This window comes from Sphingomonas sp. KRR8 (genome assembly GCF_023559245.1).
In the GTDB taxonomy this organism is placed as follows: Bacteria; Pseudomonadota; Alphaproteobacteria; order Sphingomonadales; family Sphingomonadaceae; genus Sphingomicrobium.
In genome coordinates this window covers 2784141-2800179 of sequence record NZ_CP097462.1, presented here as the reverse complement: position 1 = coordinate 2800179, position 16039 = coordinate 2784141, and the positions used below count along the sequence as shown (strand labels likewise).

14 protein-coding genes are annotated in these 16039 nt (G+C 68.6%); 3 read left to right on the top strand and 11 right to left on the bottom strand.

Annotated elements, in window-relative coordinates; all coding sequences use genetic code 11:
* The first annotated feature begins 10 nt into the window (after positions 1-10).
* Together M8312_RS14115 and M8312_RS14110 are read left to right on the top strand one after the other, a co-directional pair.
* The gene (locus M8312_RS14115; protein ID WP_250118319.1) at positions 11-1516 is read left to right on the top strand and encodes a glycerol-3-phosphate dehydrogenase; all 1506 of its coding nucleotides are present in this window, start codon (positions 11-13) and stop codon (positions 1514-1516) included.
* Positions 1516-2298, top strand: coding sequence for a DeoR/GlpR family DNA-binding transcription regulator (locus tag M8312_RS14110; RefSeq protein ID WP_250118318.1), 783 nt, complete (start codon positions 1516-1518; stop codon positions 2296-2298). The genes M8312_RS14115 and M8312_RS14110 overlap by 1 nt, the downstream gene beginning before the upstream one ends.
* Here the strand turns inward: M8312_RS14110 and M8312_RS14105 are convergent.
* From M8312_RS14105 to M8312_RS14090, 4 genes are read right to left on the bottom strand one after another with little or no spacing between them, the layout of a single operon-like run.
* Positions 2295-3290: a DUF2891 domain-containing protein gene (locus M8312_RS14105; RefSeq protein ID WP_250118317.1), complete on the bottom strand. Its 996-nt coding sequence runs from the start codon at positions 3288-3290 to the stop codon at positions 2295-2297. The two genes, M8312_RS14110 and M8312_RS14105, sit on opposite strands and share 4 nt — an antisense overlap.
* Positions 3287-4240, bottom strand: coding sequence for a DUF979 domain-containing protein (locus tag M8312_RS14100; protein ID WP_250118316.1), 954 nt, complete (start codon positions 4238-4240; stop codon positions 3287-3289). Before M8312_RS14100 ends, M8312_RS14105 begins: the two co-directional genes overlap by 4 nt.
* Entirely contained in the window at positions 4237-4908 is a 672-nt protein-coding gene (locus M8312_RS14095; protein ID WP_250118315.1) for a DUF969 domain-containing protein, read from the bottom strand. The genes M8312_RS14100 and M8312_RS14095 overlap by 4 nt, the downstream gene beginning before the upstream one ends.
* Complete coding sequence (locus M8312_RS14090; protein WP_250118314.1) at positions 4905-8459, bottom strand: hydantoinase B/oxoprolinase family protein; 3555 nt, start codon at positions 8457-8459, stop codon at positions 4905-4907. The genes M8312_RS14095 and M8312_RS14090 overlap by 4 nt, the downstream gene beginning before the upstream one ends.
* A 213-nt stretch (positions 8460-8672) precedes the next feature.
* Between M8312_RS14090 and M8312_RS14085 the strand changes: the two genes are divergently transcribed.
* On the top strand, positions 8673-9218 hold the full coding sequence (locus tag M8312_RS14085; protein WP_250118313.1) for a D-Ala-D-Ala carboxypeptidase family metallohydrolase: 546 nt from the start codon (positions 8673-8675) through the stop codon (positions 9216-9218).
* Here the strand turns inward: M8312_RS14085 and M8312_RS14080 are convergent.
* The 7 genes from M8312_RS14080 to M8312_RS14050 are packed head-to-tail and all read right to left on the bottom strand — an operon-like array spanning position 9193 to position 16037.
* Entirely contained in the window at positions 9193-9672 is a 480-nt protein-coding gene (locus M8312_RS14080) for an A24 family peptidase (RefSeq protein WP_250118312.1), read from the bottom strand. The genes M8312_RS14085 and M8312_RS14080 overlap by 26 nt on opposite strands.
* Positions 9669-10493 (bottom strand): tetratricopeptide repeat protein, encoded by an 825-nt coding sequence (locus tag M8312_RS14075; protein WP_250118311.1) that lies wholly within the window; start codon positions 10491-10493, stop codon positions 9669-9671. The genes M8312_RS14080 and M8312_RS14075 overlap by 4 nt, the downstream gene beginning before the upstream one ends.
* The gene (locus M8312_RS14070) at positions 10490-11443 is read right to left on the bottom strand and encodes a LytR C-terminal domain-containing protein (protein WP_250118310.1); all 954 of its coding nucleotides are present in this window, start codon (positions 11441-11443) and stop codon (positions 10490-10492) included. The genes M8312_RS14075 and M8312_RS14070 overlap by 4 nt, the downstream gene beginning before the upstream one ends.
* Before the next feature lies 1 nt (position 11444).
* The gene (locus M8312_RS14065; RefSeq protein ID WP_250118309.1) at positions 11445-12422 is read right to left on the bottom strand and encodes a type II secretion system F family protein; all 978 of its coding nucleotides are present in this window, start codon (positions 12420-12422) and stop codon (positions 11445-11447) included.
* Positions 12423-12426: 4 nt separating this feature from the next.
* The gene (locus M8312_RS14060; protein ID WP_250118308.1) at positions 12427-13428 is read right to left on the bottom strand and encodes a type II secretion system F family protein; all 1002 of its coding nucleotides are present in this window, start codon (positions 13426-13428) and stop codon (positions 12427-12429) included.
* Positions 13425-14813, bottom strand: coding sequence for a TadA family conjugal transfer-associated ATPase (locus tag M8312_RS14055; RefSeq protein ID WP_250118307.1), 1389 nt, complete (start codon positions 14811-14813; stop codon positions 13425-13427). The genes M8312_RS14060 and M8312_RS14055 overlap by 4 nt, the downstream gene beginning before the upstream one ends.
* Positions 14814-14816: 3 nt before the next feature.
* The gene (locus tag M8312_RS14050; protein ID WP_250118306.1) at positions 14817-16037 is read right to left on the bottom strand and encodes a CpaE/TadZ family protein; all 1221 of its coding nucleotides are present in this window, start codon (positions 16035-16037) and stop codon (positions 14817-14819) included.
* Between the last annotated feature and the right edge of the window lie 2 nt (positions 16038-16039).

The window sequence follows — 16039 nt, the reverse complement described above, 5'->3', positions numbered from 1 at the left end:
CAACAACGGCATGATCGATCTTCTGGTGGTGGGCGGCGGGATCAACGGAACGGGCATTGCCCGGGACGCGGCCGGCCGTGGCTTGTCGGTGACGCTGGTCGAACAGGACGACCTTGCGGGCCACACCTCCTCCGCCTCCACCAAGCTGATCCATGGCGGGCTCCGCTACCTCGAATATGGCGAATTCCGGCTGGTCCGCGAGTCGCTGATCGAACGCGAGCGGCTGTGGGGCATGGCGCCGCACATCATCTGGCCATTGCGCTTCGTCCTGCCGCAGACGCAATCGCCCCGGCCGGCTTGGATGGTCCGGCTGGGCCTGTTCATCTACGATCATCTGGGCGGCCGGAAGAAGCTGCCCGGCACCCAGACCGTCAGGCTGGACCGAACTTCCTTCGGCGAGGGGCTTCGCGATCGGCACGGGACGGCGTTCGTCTACTCGGACTGCTGGGTCGAGGACAGCCGACTGGTGGTGCTGAACGCCCGCGATGCGGCGAACCGCGGCGCCTCCATCCGCACGGGCACGCGCCTCGTTTCCGCACGGCGCGAAGGCGATCATTGGGTCGCCATCGTCGAGGATAAGACCGGCCCGTCGACCATTCACGCCCGCGCGCTGGTCAACGCGGCCGGTCCGTGGGTCGCCGACGTGCTGTCGCGGGTGCCGGGCGCCCGGTCCGAACGGCAGGTCCGGCTGATCAAGGGCAGCCACATCGTCGTTCCCCGGCTGCATTCGGGCGAACACGCCCTGATGCTTCAGAACCCGGATCGGCGGATCGTCTTCGCCATCCCCTATGAGGGCCGCTTCACGCTGATCGGAACCACCGACGAGCCGTGGACCGAGCCTCCGTCGCGGGCGCGGATCAGCGATGGCGAGACTGACTATCTCCTCGAAACCGCCAATCGCTATTTCTCGCGCAAGCTGACGCGGGACGACATCGCCTGGAGCTACGCCGGCATCCGCCCGCTCTATGACGACCATGCCGGCAACGCCTCGGCGGTGACCCGCGACTATGTGCTCGACCTCGACGGAGCGGCGGGTGTCCCGCCCCTGCTGAGCGTCTTTGGCGGGAAGATCACCACCTATCGCAAGCTGGCGGAGGATGCCCTCAAGGCCTTGTCGCTGTTCCTGCCGAACGCGGGGCCAGCCTGGACGGCCGGGGCGCCGCTTCCGGGCGGAGACATGGAAGACGGCGACTTCGACCGCTTCGTCGAGCGCCTGGCGAGGGAGCGGCCGACCTTCCCGCCTGCCCTCCTGCGCCGGCTGGCGCGCGCCTACGGGACCAGGACCGACGCCCTTCTCGGCGACGCGACGGACATGGCGCAGCTCGGCCCCGACTTCGGCGGCGGGCTGACCGCGCGCGAACTGGATTATCTCGTCAGCGAGGAGTGGGCGCGGACGGCGGAGGATGTGCTATTCCGGCGCAGCAAGCTGGGCCTTCACCTGACGCCGCAGCAGGCGGACGCGGTGGCGGAGTATCTCGCTGGGCAGGCACGCCCGAGCGACCAGCTGGTCGCCTGATGCCCGCCCTTCCGCCTCTGGTCGAGCAGCGCCACCGTCAGATTCTGGAGCTGGCGCGCCGAACCGGCAGCGTCGCGGTCGAGGAACTGGCGGCCGAGCTGGGCGTCACGCCGCAGACCATTCGCCGTGACCTGACGCAGTTGGCGGAGCGGTCGATGCTGTCTCGGGTGCACGGCGGCGCGGTGGTCACCTCCGGGGTCGACAATCTCGACCTCGCGTCCCGCCGTCACGTTGCCGCCGAAGCCAAGGCCGCCATCGGGGCGGCCGCGGCCGAACTCGTGCCCGACGGCGCCAGCCTGTTCATCAACATCGGCACGACCACGGAGGCGATGGCGCGCGCCCTCACTGGCCGCCGCAACCTCTTGGTGGTGACGAACAACCTCAACGTGGTCGACATCTTCGCGGATCAGCCCAGCGTGCAGGTGGTGGTCGCGGGCGGCCGCGTCCGGTCCAGTGACCGCGCGGTGGTCGGCGGGATGGCGACCGACTTCATCCGCGGCTTCAAGGTCGATTTCGCGCTGATTGGCGCGTCGGCCATCGATCGCGACGGCACGCTGCTGGACTTCGACCTCGACGAGGTCCGCGTGTCCCAGACGATCATCGCGCAGGCCCGCAGTGTCATTCTCGGCATCGACCAGACCAAGGTTGGCCGGCCTGCCCCCATCCGCATCGCCGGGCTGGATGCGATCGACCATTTGGTCACCGACCAGCTCTCCGACCTAGCTCTTCGCGCCGCCTGTGACCGGGCGCAGGTCGCCGTGATCGAGACCGGGACCGACTAGACCGCCTCAGCAAGGAGCGCGAGCAAGGCGAAGCTGGCGAGCCAATGCTCACCGGCATAGTCGCCTGCCAGGTGCGGCCAGGCGGCGGCCAGATGGGCATCCGCCGTTTCGCGGAAGAGGTCGGCCAGCGCAGGTCCGACCCCACGGGCGAGGCTTCGCTGGCACCACGCACGGCTGAGGTTCAATCCATCCAGGTGCGCGATCTTGCCGTCCGTCCGATCGCTGACCGTGGCCGGCGTGAACAGGGTGGCGGGCTCCCGCTGCGCCACGCGCGGCAGGAATGCGCTGAACCAGTCACCAAATTGTGCGGGGCAGCAGCGGGCAACCGCCAGCGCTTCGACCCAGGCCGGCGAAAGGAAATCGTCGCCGCTCGGCTCCCACGCCTGGCAGTCGCGATCCTTGCCGAACCAATGCCAGGTCCGATCGGCGAGGTCGGCGGCGAGCGGCTGGTCGAATTGCTCGGCCCAGTCCCGGGCCAGCACCAGCGCGAAGGCGGTGTTGAAGTGGGTGCCGGCCCGGATCGGGTAGGTCAGCACCTTCAGATAGGCACGCAGCCGCTCCGCGAACGCGCGGGCGAGCGGCTCAAGCTCGCCGCCCCACCTCTGGTCGGCATGGCGCGTTGCTTCCAGATGCAAGGTGAGCAGCCAGGCCCAGCCATAAGGCCGCTCGAACCCTCCGGATTGCGGTCGATCGAGGTAGGCGCGCTCGACCGCAAGCTTGTCGGCGGTGAAGCTCGCGTCCGCCAATTCGGCGATGGCGCACGCCTCGGCCATGGCCGGGTGCAGCCGCCGCAAGGTCAGCAGCGTCCACCAGCCGTGCACGCAGCTGTGCCAGTCAAAGCTGCCGTAGAAGACCGGATGAAGCACCCGCGGCGGTTGCGCGTCCTCGTCGCCGAGCAGCACATGATCGAGTTTGTGCGGATACTCCCGGGTGACGTGGCCAAGCGCGATCCGCGCCATTCGTGCGGCGGTGTCGGTGCCGAGTGCGATCATCGGAATGCCAGCCAGTAGATGATGAGCAGATTGACCAGCAGCAATGGCAGGGCGGTCGCGACCTGTGCCTTGACCACTCCATACTGGTCCTTGAGGTCGAGCAGCGCTGCCGGCACCAGGTTGAAGTTGGCGGCCATCGGGGTCATCAGCGTCCCGCAGAATCCGGCCAGCATGCCCACCGCGCCGATCACCGCCGGCGAGCCGTGATACTGCTGAATCAGCAGCGGCACACCAATGCCCGCCGCAAGCACCGGGAATGCCGCGAAGGCATTGCCCATGATCATGGTGAACAGCGCCATCCCCAGCGCGTAGATGGCGCAGGCGACGAACACGCTTCCTTGCGGGATCACGGACTGCGCCGCATGACCAACGATGGAGCCCACACCCGCCGCCGCGAACACCGCGCCCAGCGCGGCCAGCATCTGCGGCAGCACTAGCGCCCAGCCGATGGAGTCGACCAGTCGGCGTCCTTCCTGCAGCGGGGCGAGCGCCGGCGGCCGAAGCCAGGCGAAGATGACGGCAAGGGCGACCAGCACACCGAGCACCAGGAAAGCGTAGGTCTCGCGCTTGGGTTCGAACAGGCCGATCTGGCCTACCGGCGTGTAGGTCGTCAGCAGGGTGCCGACGAGCGCCACGACCGGGATGATCAGCGCCGGGCCGAACAGCCTGTTGCCCAGCCTGATCGACCAGCCCTCCCGCTGTTCCTCGCTGGTGGTCGGGGACGACCCCTTGCCCAGCAGGTTGAACCCGCCGATCCAGGCCAGCCCGAGCACCAGCAGCCCGTTGCCGAAATCGCCGATCCGGTCGCCGGCCAGAAGGCTCAGGGCCATCAGTCCCCAGAAGGCCGCATTGGCAAGCCGCCGGCGATTGCTGCGATCAAGCGCACTCAGCAGTGCGAAGCCTCCGAACATCAGTCCGGCCAGCGCATAGAGCATGGTCATGCTGATCATCGCCGAGCCCTCCCCAGCTGGCGGTCGAACCAGAGCAACCGACTGCCGTGGATGAGCAGTGCTGCGACGGCGCTGGGAATGGCCCAGACCGCCAACTCGAATGGGGCAAGGGTGTAGCCGTCGGCGGCAAGTGTCTGCTGGATCAGCACGATCGAGCCGATGGCGATGAAGATGTCCTCGCCGAAGAACAGCCCGACATTGTCGGTCGCTGCCGCCATGCTCTTCACCCGGTCGGCGACCTTGGGATCGAGCGGTCCCCACTGCTGCTCCGCGGCCGCGACCGCCATCGGTGCGACCAGCGGCCGAACCGTCTGGGCCTGACCCGCCGTGGACATCAGGCCCACGGCAGCCGTCGCCTGGCGATAGACCAGGTAGAAAGCGAGCAGCCGCCCGGTGGTCGCGCCCTGCATGGTGCGGATCAGTGCCGCCGCGCGCTGTTGCAGGCCGTAGCGTTCGAGCAGGCCGATGACCGGCAGCACCAGCCAGACGACGGCGATGATGCGGTTGTCGTTGAACGCCTTGCCGAAAGTCGACACCACCGCCACCGGGTCCAGCCCGCCGAGCAGGCCGGTCACCAGTGCCGCGGCGGTCACCACCAGCATGGGGTTCATGCGCAGGGCAAAGCCGGCGACGACCAGCAGGATTCCAAGCAGCGGCCAGTAGCTCATTCCACGCTCCCGAATCCGGCGCCGCCGGGCGTGTCGATGATGAACCGGTCGCCTGGGCCCATCTCCGCATGGCCGGTGGCGCCCAGAGGTTCGATGCTCCCGTCCGCCCGCTCGACCCAATTGCGACCAGGCGCCGCATCGCCGCCGCCGGCCAATCCCTTGGGCGCCACCCGGCGTCGATTGGCGAGGATGTTGGCTCGCATGGGCTCAAGGAACGTCAGTTCGCGCACGACCCCGTCGCCGCCGCGATGCCGGCCCTTGCCGCCCGAGCCCCGGCGAATGGCGAAGCGGTCGAGCCGCACCGGCAACCGGCTTTCCAATATCTCCGGATCGGTCAGCCGGCTGTTGGTCATGTGCGTCTGCACCGCCGAAGTGCCGTCATGGTCGGGACCCGCGCCCGAACCGCCGGCGATCGTCTCATAATATTGGTGGTGCGCGTTGCCGAACGTGAAGTTGTTCATGGTCCCTTGGCTTGGGGCGAGCCGGCCCGTCGCGGCGAACAGCGCGTCGGTCACTACCTGGCTGGTCTCGACATTGCCCGCGACCACCGCCGCCGGATAATGGGGCGCCAGCATCGACCCCTCCGGCACCACCAGCGTCACCGGACGCAGGCAGCCGTCGTTCAACGGAATGTCGTCGTCGATCAGCGTCCGCACCACATACAAAGCTGCGGCGCGGGTAATGGCGCGCGGAGCGTTGAAATTGTCGGGCCGCTGCGGGCTGGTGCCGCTGAAGTCGAACACCGCCGAGCGCGCCGCCCGGTCGACCCGGATCGCGACCTTCACCACCGCGCCATTGTCCATCTCATAAGCGAACGCCCCGTCGTCGAGCCGGCCGAGCAGCTGCCGCACCGACTCCTCCGCATTGGCGAGGACGTGGCCCATGAACGCCGCCACCACCTCCGCACCATGCTCGTCAGCCGCCGCCCGAAGCAGCGCCTCGCCCCGGCTGCACGCCGCCAGCTGCGCCTTGAGGTCGGCGAGGTTGCGGTCGGGCCGCCGGGCGGGCCACTCGCCGCCGGTCAGCAGCGCCACCGTTTCGCTCTCCAGCAGCCGGCCTTCGTCGACCAGCAGCGCATTGTCGATCAGCACCCCTTCATCGGCGATGGAGCGACTTTCAGGCGGCATCGACCCGGGCGCGATGCCGCCCACGTCGGCATGGTGGCCGCGCGCGGCGACGAAGGCGGAGGGCACGTCCTGCTCGGTCAGGAATACCGGCACGATCACCGTGATGTCGGGCAGGTGCGTGCCCCCGCGGTACGGATCGTTGAGCATGTAGGCGTCGCCGCGCCGGATCCCGCGTCCATCCCGCGCGCCGCCCCGGCGTTCGATCACCGCCTTGATGCTGTCCCCCATGCTGCCGAGGTGCACCGGGATGTGCGGCGCGTTGGCGATCAGCGCTCCGTCCGCATCGAAAATGGCGCAGCTGAAGTCGAGCCGTTCCTTGATGTTGATCGAGGTGGCGGTCGACTGCAGCGCCACCCCCATCTCCTCCGCAATGGCCATGAACAGGTTGTTGAAGATCTCCAACCGGATCGGGTCGACCTCAGTCCCGCCGGCGCGCGCGCGTTGCAGTGGAACCGCCCGCTCGAGGACCAGCGTGCCATCGTCGGCCCGGTCAGCCCGCCAGCCCGCATCCACCACCGTCGTCGACGCCGCATCGATGATCAGCGCCGGGCCGTCGACCCGCTGCCCGGCCCCGAGTTCGTTGCGGTGGTGACAGGGCCAGCGCCCGCCCCCGATCGGCTCGGCCCCCGCGCCCGCTTGCTCAGCCGTTTCCCCCATACCCGCTGTCTGTTCGCGCGCCTCGACGATCAGCGTCTCGACGATCACCGGGCCGCCCTCGTCGCTGTAGCCGAAGCGCTGCCGATGAAGCTGGTGGAACGCGCTCCGAAGCTCGCCGGAACCGCGCATGACCAACTCGAGCGACGTGTCGCTGCCCTCCAGCCGCAGCCGGCCGCGGCGCTCGATCACCAAATCGCCAGCCGCCACTCCCTGGATCAGCAGATGCTCGCGCGCTTCCTGCTCGAGCACGTCGAGCGCGCCACCCGCATTCTCGCCGAGCGGCTTTCGCCAACTCCGTTCGCGAATGACCTTGCGCCCGGCCAACCCGATGCCGAACGCCGACAGGACCCCCGCCAGCGGATGGATCAGGATCCGCTCCATGCCCAAGCGGTCCGCCACCCCGCAGGCATGCTGCCCGCCCGCCCCGCCGAAGCAGGCAAGCGTGTAGCGCGACACGTCATGCCCACGCGCGGTGGAGATCTTGCGGATTGCGGCGGCCATGTTCTCCACCGCAATGGCGATGAACCCTTCGGCGACCTCGGCCAGTGTCGGCTCGGTCGCGCCGCTTCGCGCCACCGCCGTGGCCACTTCCGCCGCACGCGCCTCCGCCGCCATGAGGTCGAGCGGCTGGTCGCCACCGGGGCCGAACACCGCCGGAAACTGGTCCGGCCTGATCCGTCCCAAGATCAGGTTGCAGTCCGTCACCGTCAGCGGGCCACCGTTGCGATAACAGGCGGGGCCCGGATCGGCACCGGCGGACTCCGGACCCACCCGAAAGCGGAGCCCGTCGAAGCGGCAGATGGAGCCGCCGCCGGCCGCGACCGTATGGATCTGCATCATCGGCGCCCGCACCCGAACGCCGGCGACCAGGCTTTCCTCGGCCAGTTCGAACTGCCCGCCATAGTGCGACACATCGGTCGACGTCCCGCCCATGTCGAAGCCGATCAGGCGCTCGGCCCCGTGCATCGCACTGGCCGCGACCATTCCGACCACTCCGCCAGCTGGCCCCGACAGGATCGCATCCTTGCCACGAAAGGCGCTCGCGGCGGTCAGGCCGCCATTCGACTGCATGAAGCTGAGCTCGGTCTCGTCGGGCAATCCGGCAGCCACCCGGTCGACATAGCGGCGCAGGACCGGCGACAGATAGGCGTCCGCGACCGTGGTATCGCCCCGGCTGACCAGCTTGATCAACGGCGCCACCTCGTGGCTGGCCGACACTTGCGCGAAGCCCAGTTCGCGGGCGATCGCCGCCAGCCGCGCCTCGTGCGCCGGATAGGCCCAGCCATGCATCAGCAGGATGGCGACGCTGTCGAACCCGGCTTCGCGCAATCGCGCCAGCGACGCCTTGGCACCGGCTTCGTCCAGCGGCAGCAGCACCTCGCCCGCGGCGCTGACCCGCTCCGCCACTTCCGCCACCTCGCGATGCAGCATCTCGGGCAGGATGATCACCTTGGCGAAGATCTCCGGCCTCGCCTGCGTGCCGATCCGCAGCGCATCGGCGAACCCCCGCGTGGTGACCAGCGCCGTCCGCTCGCCCTTGCGTTCCAGCAGCGCGTTGGTGGCAACGGTGGTGCCCATTCGCACGGAGGCCACGGTGCCACCCTCCTCGCGCAGAACCTGCGCAATCGCCTCCAGCGCCGCGTCGGGATAATGGCGCGGGTTCTCCGACAGCAGCTTTAGCACGCGCTGCCGCCCGTCCGAACTGGTGGCGATCACATCGGTAAAGGTGCCACCGCGGTCGATGGCGAAGGCCCAGGAGCGGTTCACACGGGCCTTTGAGCAGAGCCGTGCTCCCGGCTCAACCGCTTGCGTCATCCGCCAGCCCCATCGTCGGGCACGCGGCTGAACTTGCGTTCTCTCGACATCGGTAAGCTGGTTCTTAACAAGCCTGGCAATGACTGGTATAAAAGCGGGCCGGGGGAGCGATCTGGTTGGCGTTCCCGGTGACCTTGCAACAGAGCGAGGGAGGGGCCGTTGTTCTTGATCCAGCTCGTGATGCTTGCCCAGGCCGTCAGCGGCTCGGGCACCACCGATTTCGGAGAGCGGATCGTGCCCGGCAGCGGCGTGGGGCGGATCGCGCCGCCGCCACGCATGGCCACTGCTCCGGCGCGAACACCGCTTCGCTCCGGCGGGCCTCTGGCAGCCGGCACCAACCTCACCGAAGCGGTGCAGGTCGCGCGCGGGCTTGGACGGGTAACGTCGACGCTGCGCTCACCCGAACATAATCGCGCGGTCGGCGGCGTTCCCAACAGCTATCACCTCCGCGGCCGGGCGATCGACATCGTCCGCGCGCCTGGCGTGTCGCACCAGGCGCTCACCGCCACCTTCCGCAACGCCGGCTTCCAACTGGTCGAGTCGCTCGACGAGGGTGATCACAGCCACGTCGCCTTCGCTTGGGGACAGGCGCACCGACCGTCCCTGATCAACGTCGTCGCGACCAGTGCCCCAATCGTCGCCGCCGTGCACTGGAAGTGGATCAGCGCACCCGGTGCGCAGGGCTCTAGAAACGCCGGCCATACCAGGTGACGATCAGCGCCCCGGCCGCGATCGCCACTCCATAGGGCACACTGCGCCGGCTACTCAGCGGTCCGGCGCCGGGCTCCCGCCGAACCAGCAGCTTCGCCAGCATGATCAGCGCCAGCACGCCGCCGCTGATCAGGATCGCCACCAGCAGCCGGGGGGCGGCCGAAAGGTTGCTCCACAGGCCCACGGCAGCGAACAGCTTGATGTCACCGCCGCCAAAGATCTGCCGGGAGTAAGCGACGGTGCCGACCACCAGCAGTCCGGCGAAGATCACCCAGTTCTGCCACAATAACGGCCGGATTCCGGCGATGACCATGGCCACCAGCCCAAGCAAGAGGACCGCCAGCACCAGCAGGTTCGAAATCTTCCGAGCCACGATGTCTTGGATCGCCGCGGCCACCAGCACCAGCGTCAGCAACGCGGCCAGCCACCACGGGGCAATATGCAGAAGGTTCACTTGGCCGCCTGTGCTGCCTGCAGATTATTGTAGGCCCGCTGGTCCCACCGGCGGTTGACTTCGACCGCGCGGGCAAAGGCGGATATGGCCCGCGCCTTGTCGCCCGCCAGGCCCGCCGCCACGCCCGCGTCGTTCAGACGGGCGGCATAGTCCGCATCGCTTTCCCGGGCCTTGCGCTGCGGCAGCTCGGCCGCCAGGGCCGCCCGCGCCAGCTCGAGGTTGTTGGCGAACAGGTGGCTTGCGGGCTGTGCGGCCACGGCCTGCCGGAACAGCGCCTCCGCCGCCGCCCACCGACCGCGCGCAAGCTGCGACCACCCCGCGTTGTTGAGGGTTGCAGGCTCGGCCGGAGAGCGGCGAAGCGCCTGTTTGTAGGCGGCGTCCGCGGCCGCCCAGTCACTTCGCCGGTCAGCCAGTACGCCGAGCAGATCGAACGTGCGCCAATCCGCGCCGGGAAGCTTGGCCGCGGCGGTCGCCATCGCCGTCGCGGCTCCGTCGTCGTGCAAACGGGCGGCGGCGATCCCCGCCCCGGTCAGCAACTGAGCATCGTCGGGCTGCTGCTTCAGCAGCTGCTGAAATGCCGCCAGCGCCACCTCATTGTGACCTTCGGCGAGCGCCAGGCGCGCAAGCAAGCGGTCGGTCGCTTGGCCCGAAGCACCCTTTCCGATCGCATCGGCGATGAGCAGGCGGGCCTGCTCGGGCCGGCCGGCGTCCAGCGCGTGCGCGGCTTCGGCGATGGACAGCACGGTAGTGGCCGCCGGGATCATGGTCGCCGGAGCCGAGGGCGCACTGACCGCCGCGCCCAGCGCGATCAGCCAGATCATCGAGCGGCGGTGACCCGGGACCGCAGCAGGTCGCGGCCAAGCAGCATCACCAGCTCCCCACCCTTGGCCTGGCGTAGCGTGGCCGCCCCGAACTGCCGGCGGAGCCGCTCGGCGGTGCCGCGCCGAGTGGCAGGATAGAGGATGAGCGTATTAGCCTGCGCCACCGGCGCATTGCCGATGCTGAGCCCACGCCAGCCCAGTTGGCGCAGTTGCATCCGGGTCCGCGCCGCCAGGCCCTGCACCCGCGCGGCGTTGAGGATGCGGATTGGCGCGTCCTCGCGGTCGCCTGCCCTGTCGGCCATGTCGCGCCACCGCACGGGAGGCCCGGTGACCAGCGCCACTTCCTCCAGCGACAGCCGCTCCAGCCGCGGACCCGCGCTGCGCTCGGCCGCCTGGGGCGGTTCCGCCACCTGCGGGGGTTCCGCCACCGGCAGCGGGACCGTCACGCTCGTTGCCGCTTCCACTTGAACGGGCTCATTCGCCGGCTGCGGAGGCTCCGCGCTCGCCACCGCCAGCGCCGCACTTGCCGGCGCGGTTTCCCGCAGCAGCGCCTCGCGCCGAAGCGCGCTCGCCGCTACCGGATCGCCGGCCCGCTCACGCGATGCCGCGAACCGCTTCAGCAGGATCGGGTCGGCCGGCCGCACCGCCAGCGCGCTTTCGAAATAGCGGCGGGACAGGTCGAACCGTTCCATCCGGTCATAGCATTCGGCCATGCCCAGCCACGCGCCGACACTGCCCGGCTCCTCCCGGCTCGCGCGGCGATAGGCTTCGAGCGCCAGCGCCACGTTGCCAAGCTGCAGCTGCGCATCGGCATAAGCGACGCGCTGGCTGACCGGGCCGGTCAGCGCCAGCGGCGCGCTGCCCGCCGGACGAACCGCGATCGGCCGCTGCGCCGCGCAACCGGCCGCAAGCAGCACCAGCGGAATGAGTGTGAGCCCCCCCGAACGCATATCAATGCCCTCCCAAGGCCGGTAGCACCGCGCGAACCACGCGAATGGCAGCCGGCAGCATCAGCACGCCGATCATCACCGGCAACATGCAGGCGACCAGCGGCACCGACAGCAGCACCGGCAGGCGGTGCGCCTTCTCCTCCGCGCGCATCCGCCGCTTCTCCCGCATCTCGGACGCGTAGGTGCGCAGCGTCTGGCCGATCGACGTGCCCAGCTTGGTCGACTGGATCAGCAGCGTCGACAGGGCGCGGACCTCGTCCACTCCCGACCGGTCGCCGAGCCGGCGAAGCGCGTCCTCACGGCTGCGCCCGGCGCGAAGCTCCAGCACGACTTCACCGAACTGCTCGGCAAGCAGCGGATGGGCGTGGGTCAGCTCCATGCCGACCCGGCCGAACGCCGCGTCCAGCCCAAGTCCGCCCTCGACGCACACCAGCAACAGATCGAGCGAATCCGGGAAGGCGCGGACGATCGCCTCGCGCCGGCGGTCGGCCCGCGCCCGAAGGAACAGCGCCGGCGCATAAAGGCCCAGCGCCGCTGAGGCGACGAGCACCAGATAAAGCTTGAACAACCCTGGCGCGGACCCCGTCAGAAGAAGCAGCGCAAAGGCCATCAGCGGCAGGCCGATCACCAGCGCCAGCCGGATCAGCGTGTACAGGCGCGGCCCGTAAGGCGCCGTGTAGCCGGCCGCGATCAGCCGGTTGCGCAGCGTCTGGTCCTTGGTGTCGACCAGCGACAGGCCGCGCTGCTCGATCGAATCGACCAGCCGGGCCCAGGCGCTTTCGCCCTGATTCGCGCGCAGCGAGCCCTGCTCTCCGCTGAACCGGCTGGGCGTCTCGGCGATGTCGCCGACCCGCTGCCGGGCGCGCTGGCGGGTCACGACCGTCTGCACCACGCCGTAGCTGAACAGGGCAACCGCGACGAACAACAGCCCCATGCTGAGGAAGCGGATCATCGGATAACGGGTAAGGAGGTCGATCATCAGCTCAGACCTTCAGGTTCACGAGGCGCCGGATCCAGACGAAACCGACGATGTACAGCAGCATCAATGCCGCGAAACCGGGCACGAAGGCGGGATCGCCGGCCACGTCCAGGTAGAAGCGCGGATTGATCAGGAACAATGCCGTGAAGGACAGCAGCGGAAGCACCGTCAGCATGGCCGCGGTCATCCGTCCCTCGCTGGAAAGCGCACGCACCTTGAGCAGCATCGAATGACGCTCGCGCACCACCGTGGACAGGTTCTCGAGCACTTCGGCGAGGTTGCCGCCCGTCTCGCTCTGCACCGACAGGCAGGTGACGAACATCCGCATGTCCTCGGAGTCCCACCGCTCGGCCATGGCGCCGAGCGCGTCGCGCAGGTCGGCGCCATAGCTGACCTCGTCCACCACCAGACCGAACTCGCTGCCGATCGGATCGGGCAGCTCAACCGTCAGCAGGTCCAGCGCGGCCGCCACCGGATAACCGGCGCGAAGGCCGCGCACGAACACGTCCAGCGCGACCGGGAACTGGTCCTCCATCTTCTTGCGGGCTCGCTCAGCCCGTATCCTGAGCAACATCAGCGGCAGCATCGCACCGATCATCAGCGCCATCGCCGCAATCAGCAGCAGCCGGCCAAGGTTCAGTGAGAAGCCGGTCCCGCTGGCGATCAGCAGAAAGAGCAGGAACAGGGCCACCGGGGCGATCAGCACGGCCATCATCAGCCGCTCGGTCGGGACCGCCAGCTGGGCGGCGACCAGCGTCCGCTCCAGCTTCAACGCAACACCCTGGACCAGCGGCGGCAGTCCTTCGGGAACGACACTCCGCCCGCGCCGGAGGAGGTTGAGCCGTTCCACCCCGGCCTGTCCACGCCCGATCAGGCGCAGGCGCTGGTTGATCGCGTGACCCTCGCCGCGGGCGCGAACGATGGCACCTATCACCACCTCGACCAGCAACAGCACGACCGCGAAGACGCAGACCAGCAGCAGCGCTTTCAGCCAGACCGGGTTCATGCGTCGAACTTCACGTCAGGGCGGAACAGGTCGCTGGAAACAGCGACACCGTGGCTCACCAGTTGATCGAGGAAGCGCGGACGAACCCCGGTCGCCTCGAACCGGCCGAGCACCTGCCCGTCACTGCCGATGCCCGATTGCCGGAAGCGGAAGATCTCCTGCATGGTGATGATCTCGCCCTCGATTCCGGTCAGTTCCGCGACACTGACCAGCCGGCGGCGGCCGTCGGACAGCCGTGCCACCTGGATGACGACGTTGATCGCGGAGGCGACCTGCGCCCGGGCCGAGCGGGGCGGAATGTCGATGCCGCTCATTCCGATCATCTGCTCCACGCGGGACAGTGCGTCGCGCGGGGAATTGGCGTGGACGGTGGTCATGGAGCCGTCGTGACCGGTGTTCATCGCCTGCAGCATGTCAAATGCCTCCCCGGCCCGGACTTCGCCGATGATGATCCGGTCCGGCCGCATCCGAAGCGCATTCTTCAAGAGGTCGCGCTGGGTGATCTCACCCTTGCCCTCGATGTTGGACGGCCGTGTCTCCAACCGCGCGACATGGGCTTGCTGCAACTGCAGTTCGGCCGAGTCCTCGATGGTGACGATCCGCTCGCGCGGGTCGATGAACGCCGACATGGCGTTGAGCATGGTCGTCTTGCCGGAACCGGTGCCGCCGGAAATGAGCACGTTGCGGCGCGCCCCGACGATCGCTTTCAGCACCTCGGCAATCGGCGCTGGAACCGAGCCGATGGCGACCAGCCGGTCCATGCTGATCGGCACCTTGGCGAACTTGCGGATCGACAGCAAAGGCCCGTCGAGCGCCAGCGGCGCAATCACCGCGTTGACGCGGCTTCCATCGGCCAGGCGCGCGTCGACCAGCGGCGCGGACTCGTCCACCCGGCGGCCGACGCTGGACACGATCTTCTGGATGATCCGCAGCAGGTGCCGGTCATCCTTGAAGCGGACCGGGGTCAACTCGAGGATGCCGAAACGCTCCACGAACACGCGTGACGCGCCATTCACGAGGATGTCGGTAATGGTGCTGTCCTTGAGCAGCGGTTCCAGCGGGCCAAGGCCAAGCAATTCGTCAAGCACATCGGCGACCAGCTGCTTGCGCTCGGACTGGTTGAGCGCCTTGTCCTGCTTGTCGAGCTCCTCGCGGATGATGTCTCCGACCTCGGCCTCGATCTGCTCACGGCTGAGGCTGTCGAGCAGCGACAGGTTGATCAGGCTGATCAGCCGCTGGTGAAGTTCGACCTTGAGGTCGGTATTGATGTCGCGCTGGGCAAAGGCGCCCGCGTCGCCGACCGTCATCAGGCGGCGTTCTTCCAGGCTCGCTTCCTGCCGCGGCTCGGGCGCCGCGGCGACGTCATTTTTGCGGAATTGCCACATGGCTCAGCGCTCCCCGGCGAAGGCTGCGGCAAGCGCAGCGCGAATGGTTTCGAGGTCCTTGCCGATCGCACTCTTCCGGCGGACCTCGTCGATTGGAACACCCTGCTGGAGCGCGGCCGAAAGAACGTCGGGATCGTCGCTGACGGTGAAATCAACGGCGCGGCCCAGCACGCTTTCCACATGACCGATGTTCAGCGGCTGGCCACCGCCAAAGCGCTTGCGGACGGTCCGGTTGAGAATCAGCTGGAGCGGAATCCGGCCGAGGTCCTGCTCGGCCAGCAGGTCGAGCTGGCGGCGCGCCCGGTTGAGCGCGGTGAGGCTGAGTTCCGTGACCAGAAGCACCTTGTCGGCCCGCGCGATCAGCGACAACGACCAGTTGGTCCAGTTGGCCGGAAGGTCGACGAACACGGTTCCGAACTCTCGCGCCGCCCGGTCGACGATCGCAAGCACCTGGTCGCTGCTGAGTGCGTCCAGCGGGGTGAGCTGCGGGGGCGCGGCGATGATCTTGAGGCCGCTTGAATGCTCCACCGAAACGGATCGCAGAAGCTGGCCGTCAAGGCGCGGTCCGGCCTCGACCAGGTCGAGCACCGACAGGGTCGGCTTCAGCCCAAGCTGGAAGGCGGCGTCGCCATACTGCACGTCAAAGTCGATCAGCGCCGTTTCGCGTCCGCTCGCGCCGTCGGCGGCAGCGTAGCGGCAGGCAAGCTGCGAGGCGATGGCCGTCGCTCCGGCGCCGCCATGGCTCTTCACGAAGACGACCAGCCGCCCGTTCCTGGTAGGAACAGGGTTCGCCACCTTGGTCTGGACCGCCGGCTCGGCGATGATCTGGGCGACCGCGCTTTCGAGGTCCTCGAAGTTGAGCGGCAGCGGCAGGACGTCGCGCGCGCCATTTTTGAGCAGGAAGCGGAACAGCGCCAGCGGCGGCTCGTAGGCGGCCACGATCAGCGGGGTGTCCGTCATCTCCGCCAGCTTGGTGAACCGCTTGATGGACGCCGGATTGTCGCCATTGACCTGGATCACCGCCACTGCGGAATGGCTCAGGTCGGCCACGTCGATCCACTCGCTTACCGGGCAGATCGACAGGCTGAGCGGAAGCCCGCAGACCTTCTTCCCCAGCAGTTCGCCGGCCTCACCCTCGACGCCGCTGAGATACAGGTGAAGCGACGCTTCCGGGCCTTGCGGGCGGAAGCTGGTCGGGCTGTGATCAGGGTCCATTGCGGTCATGT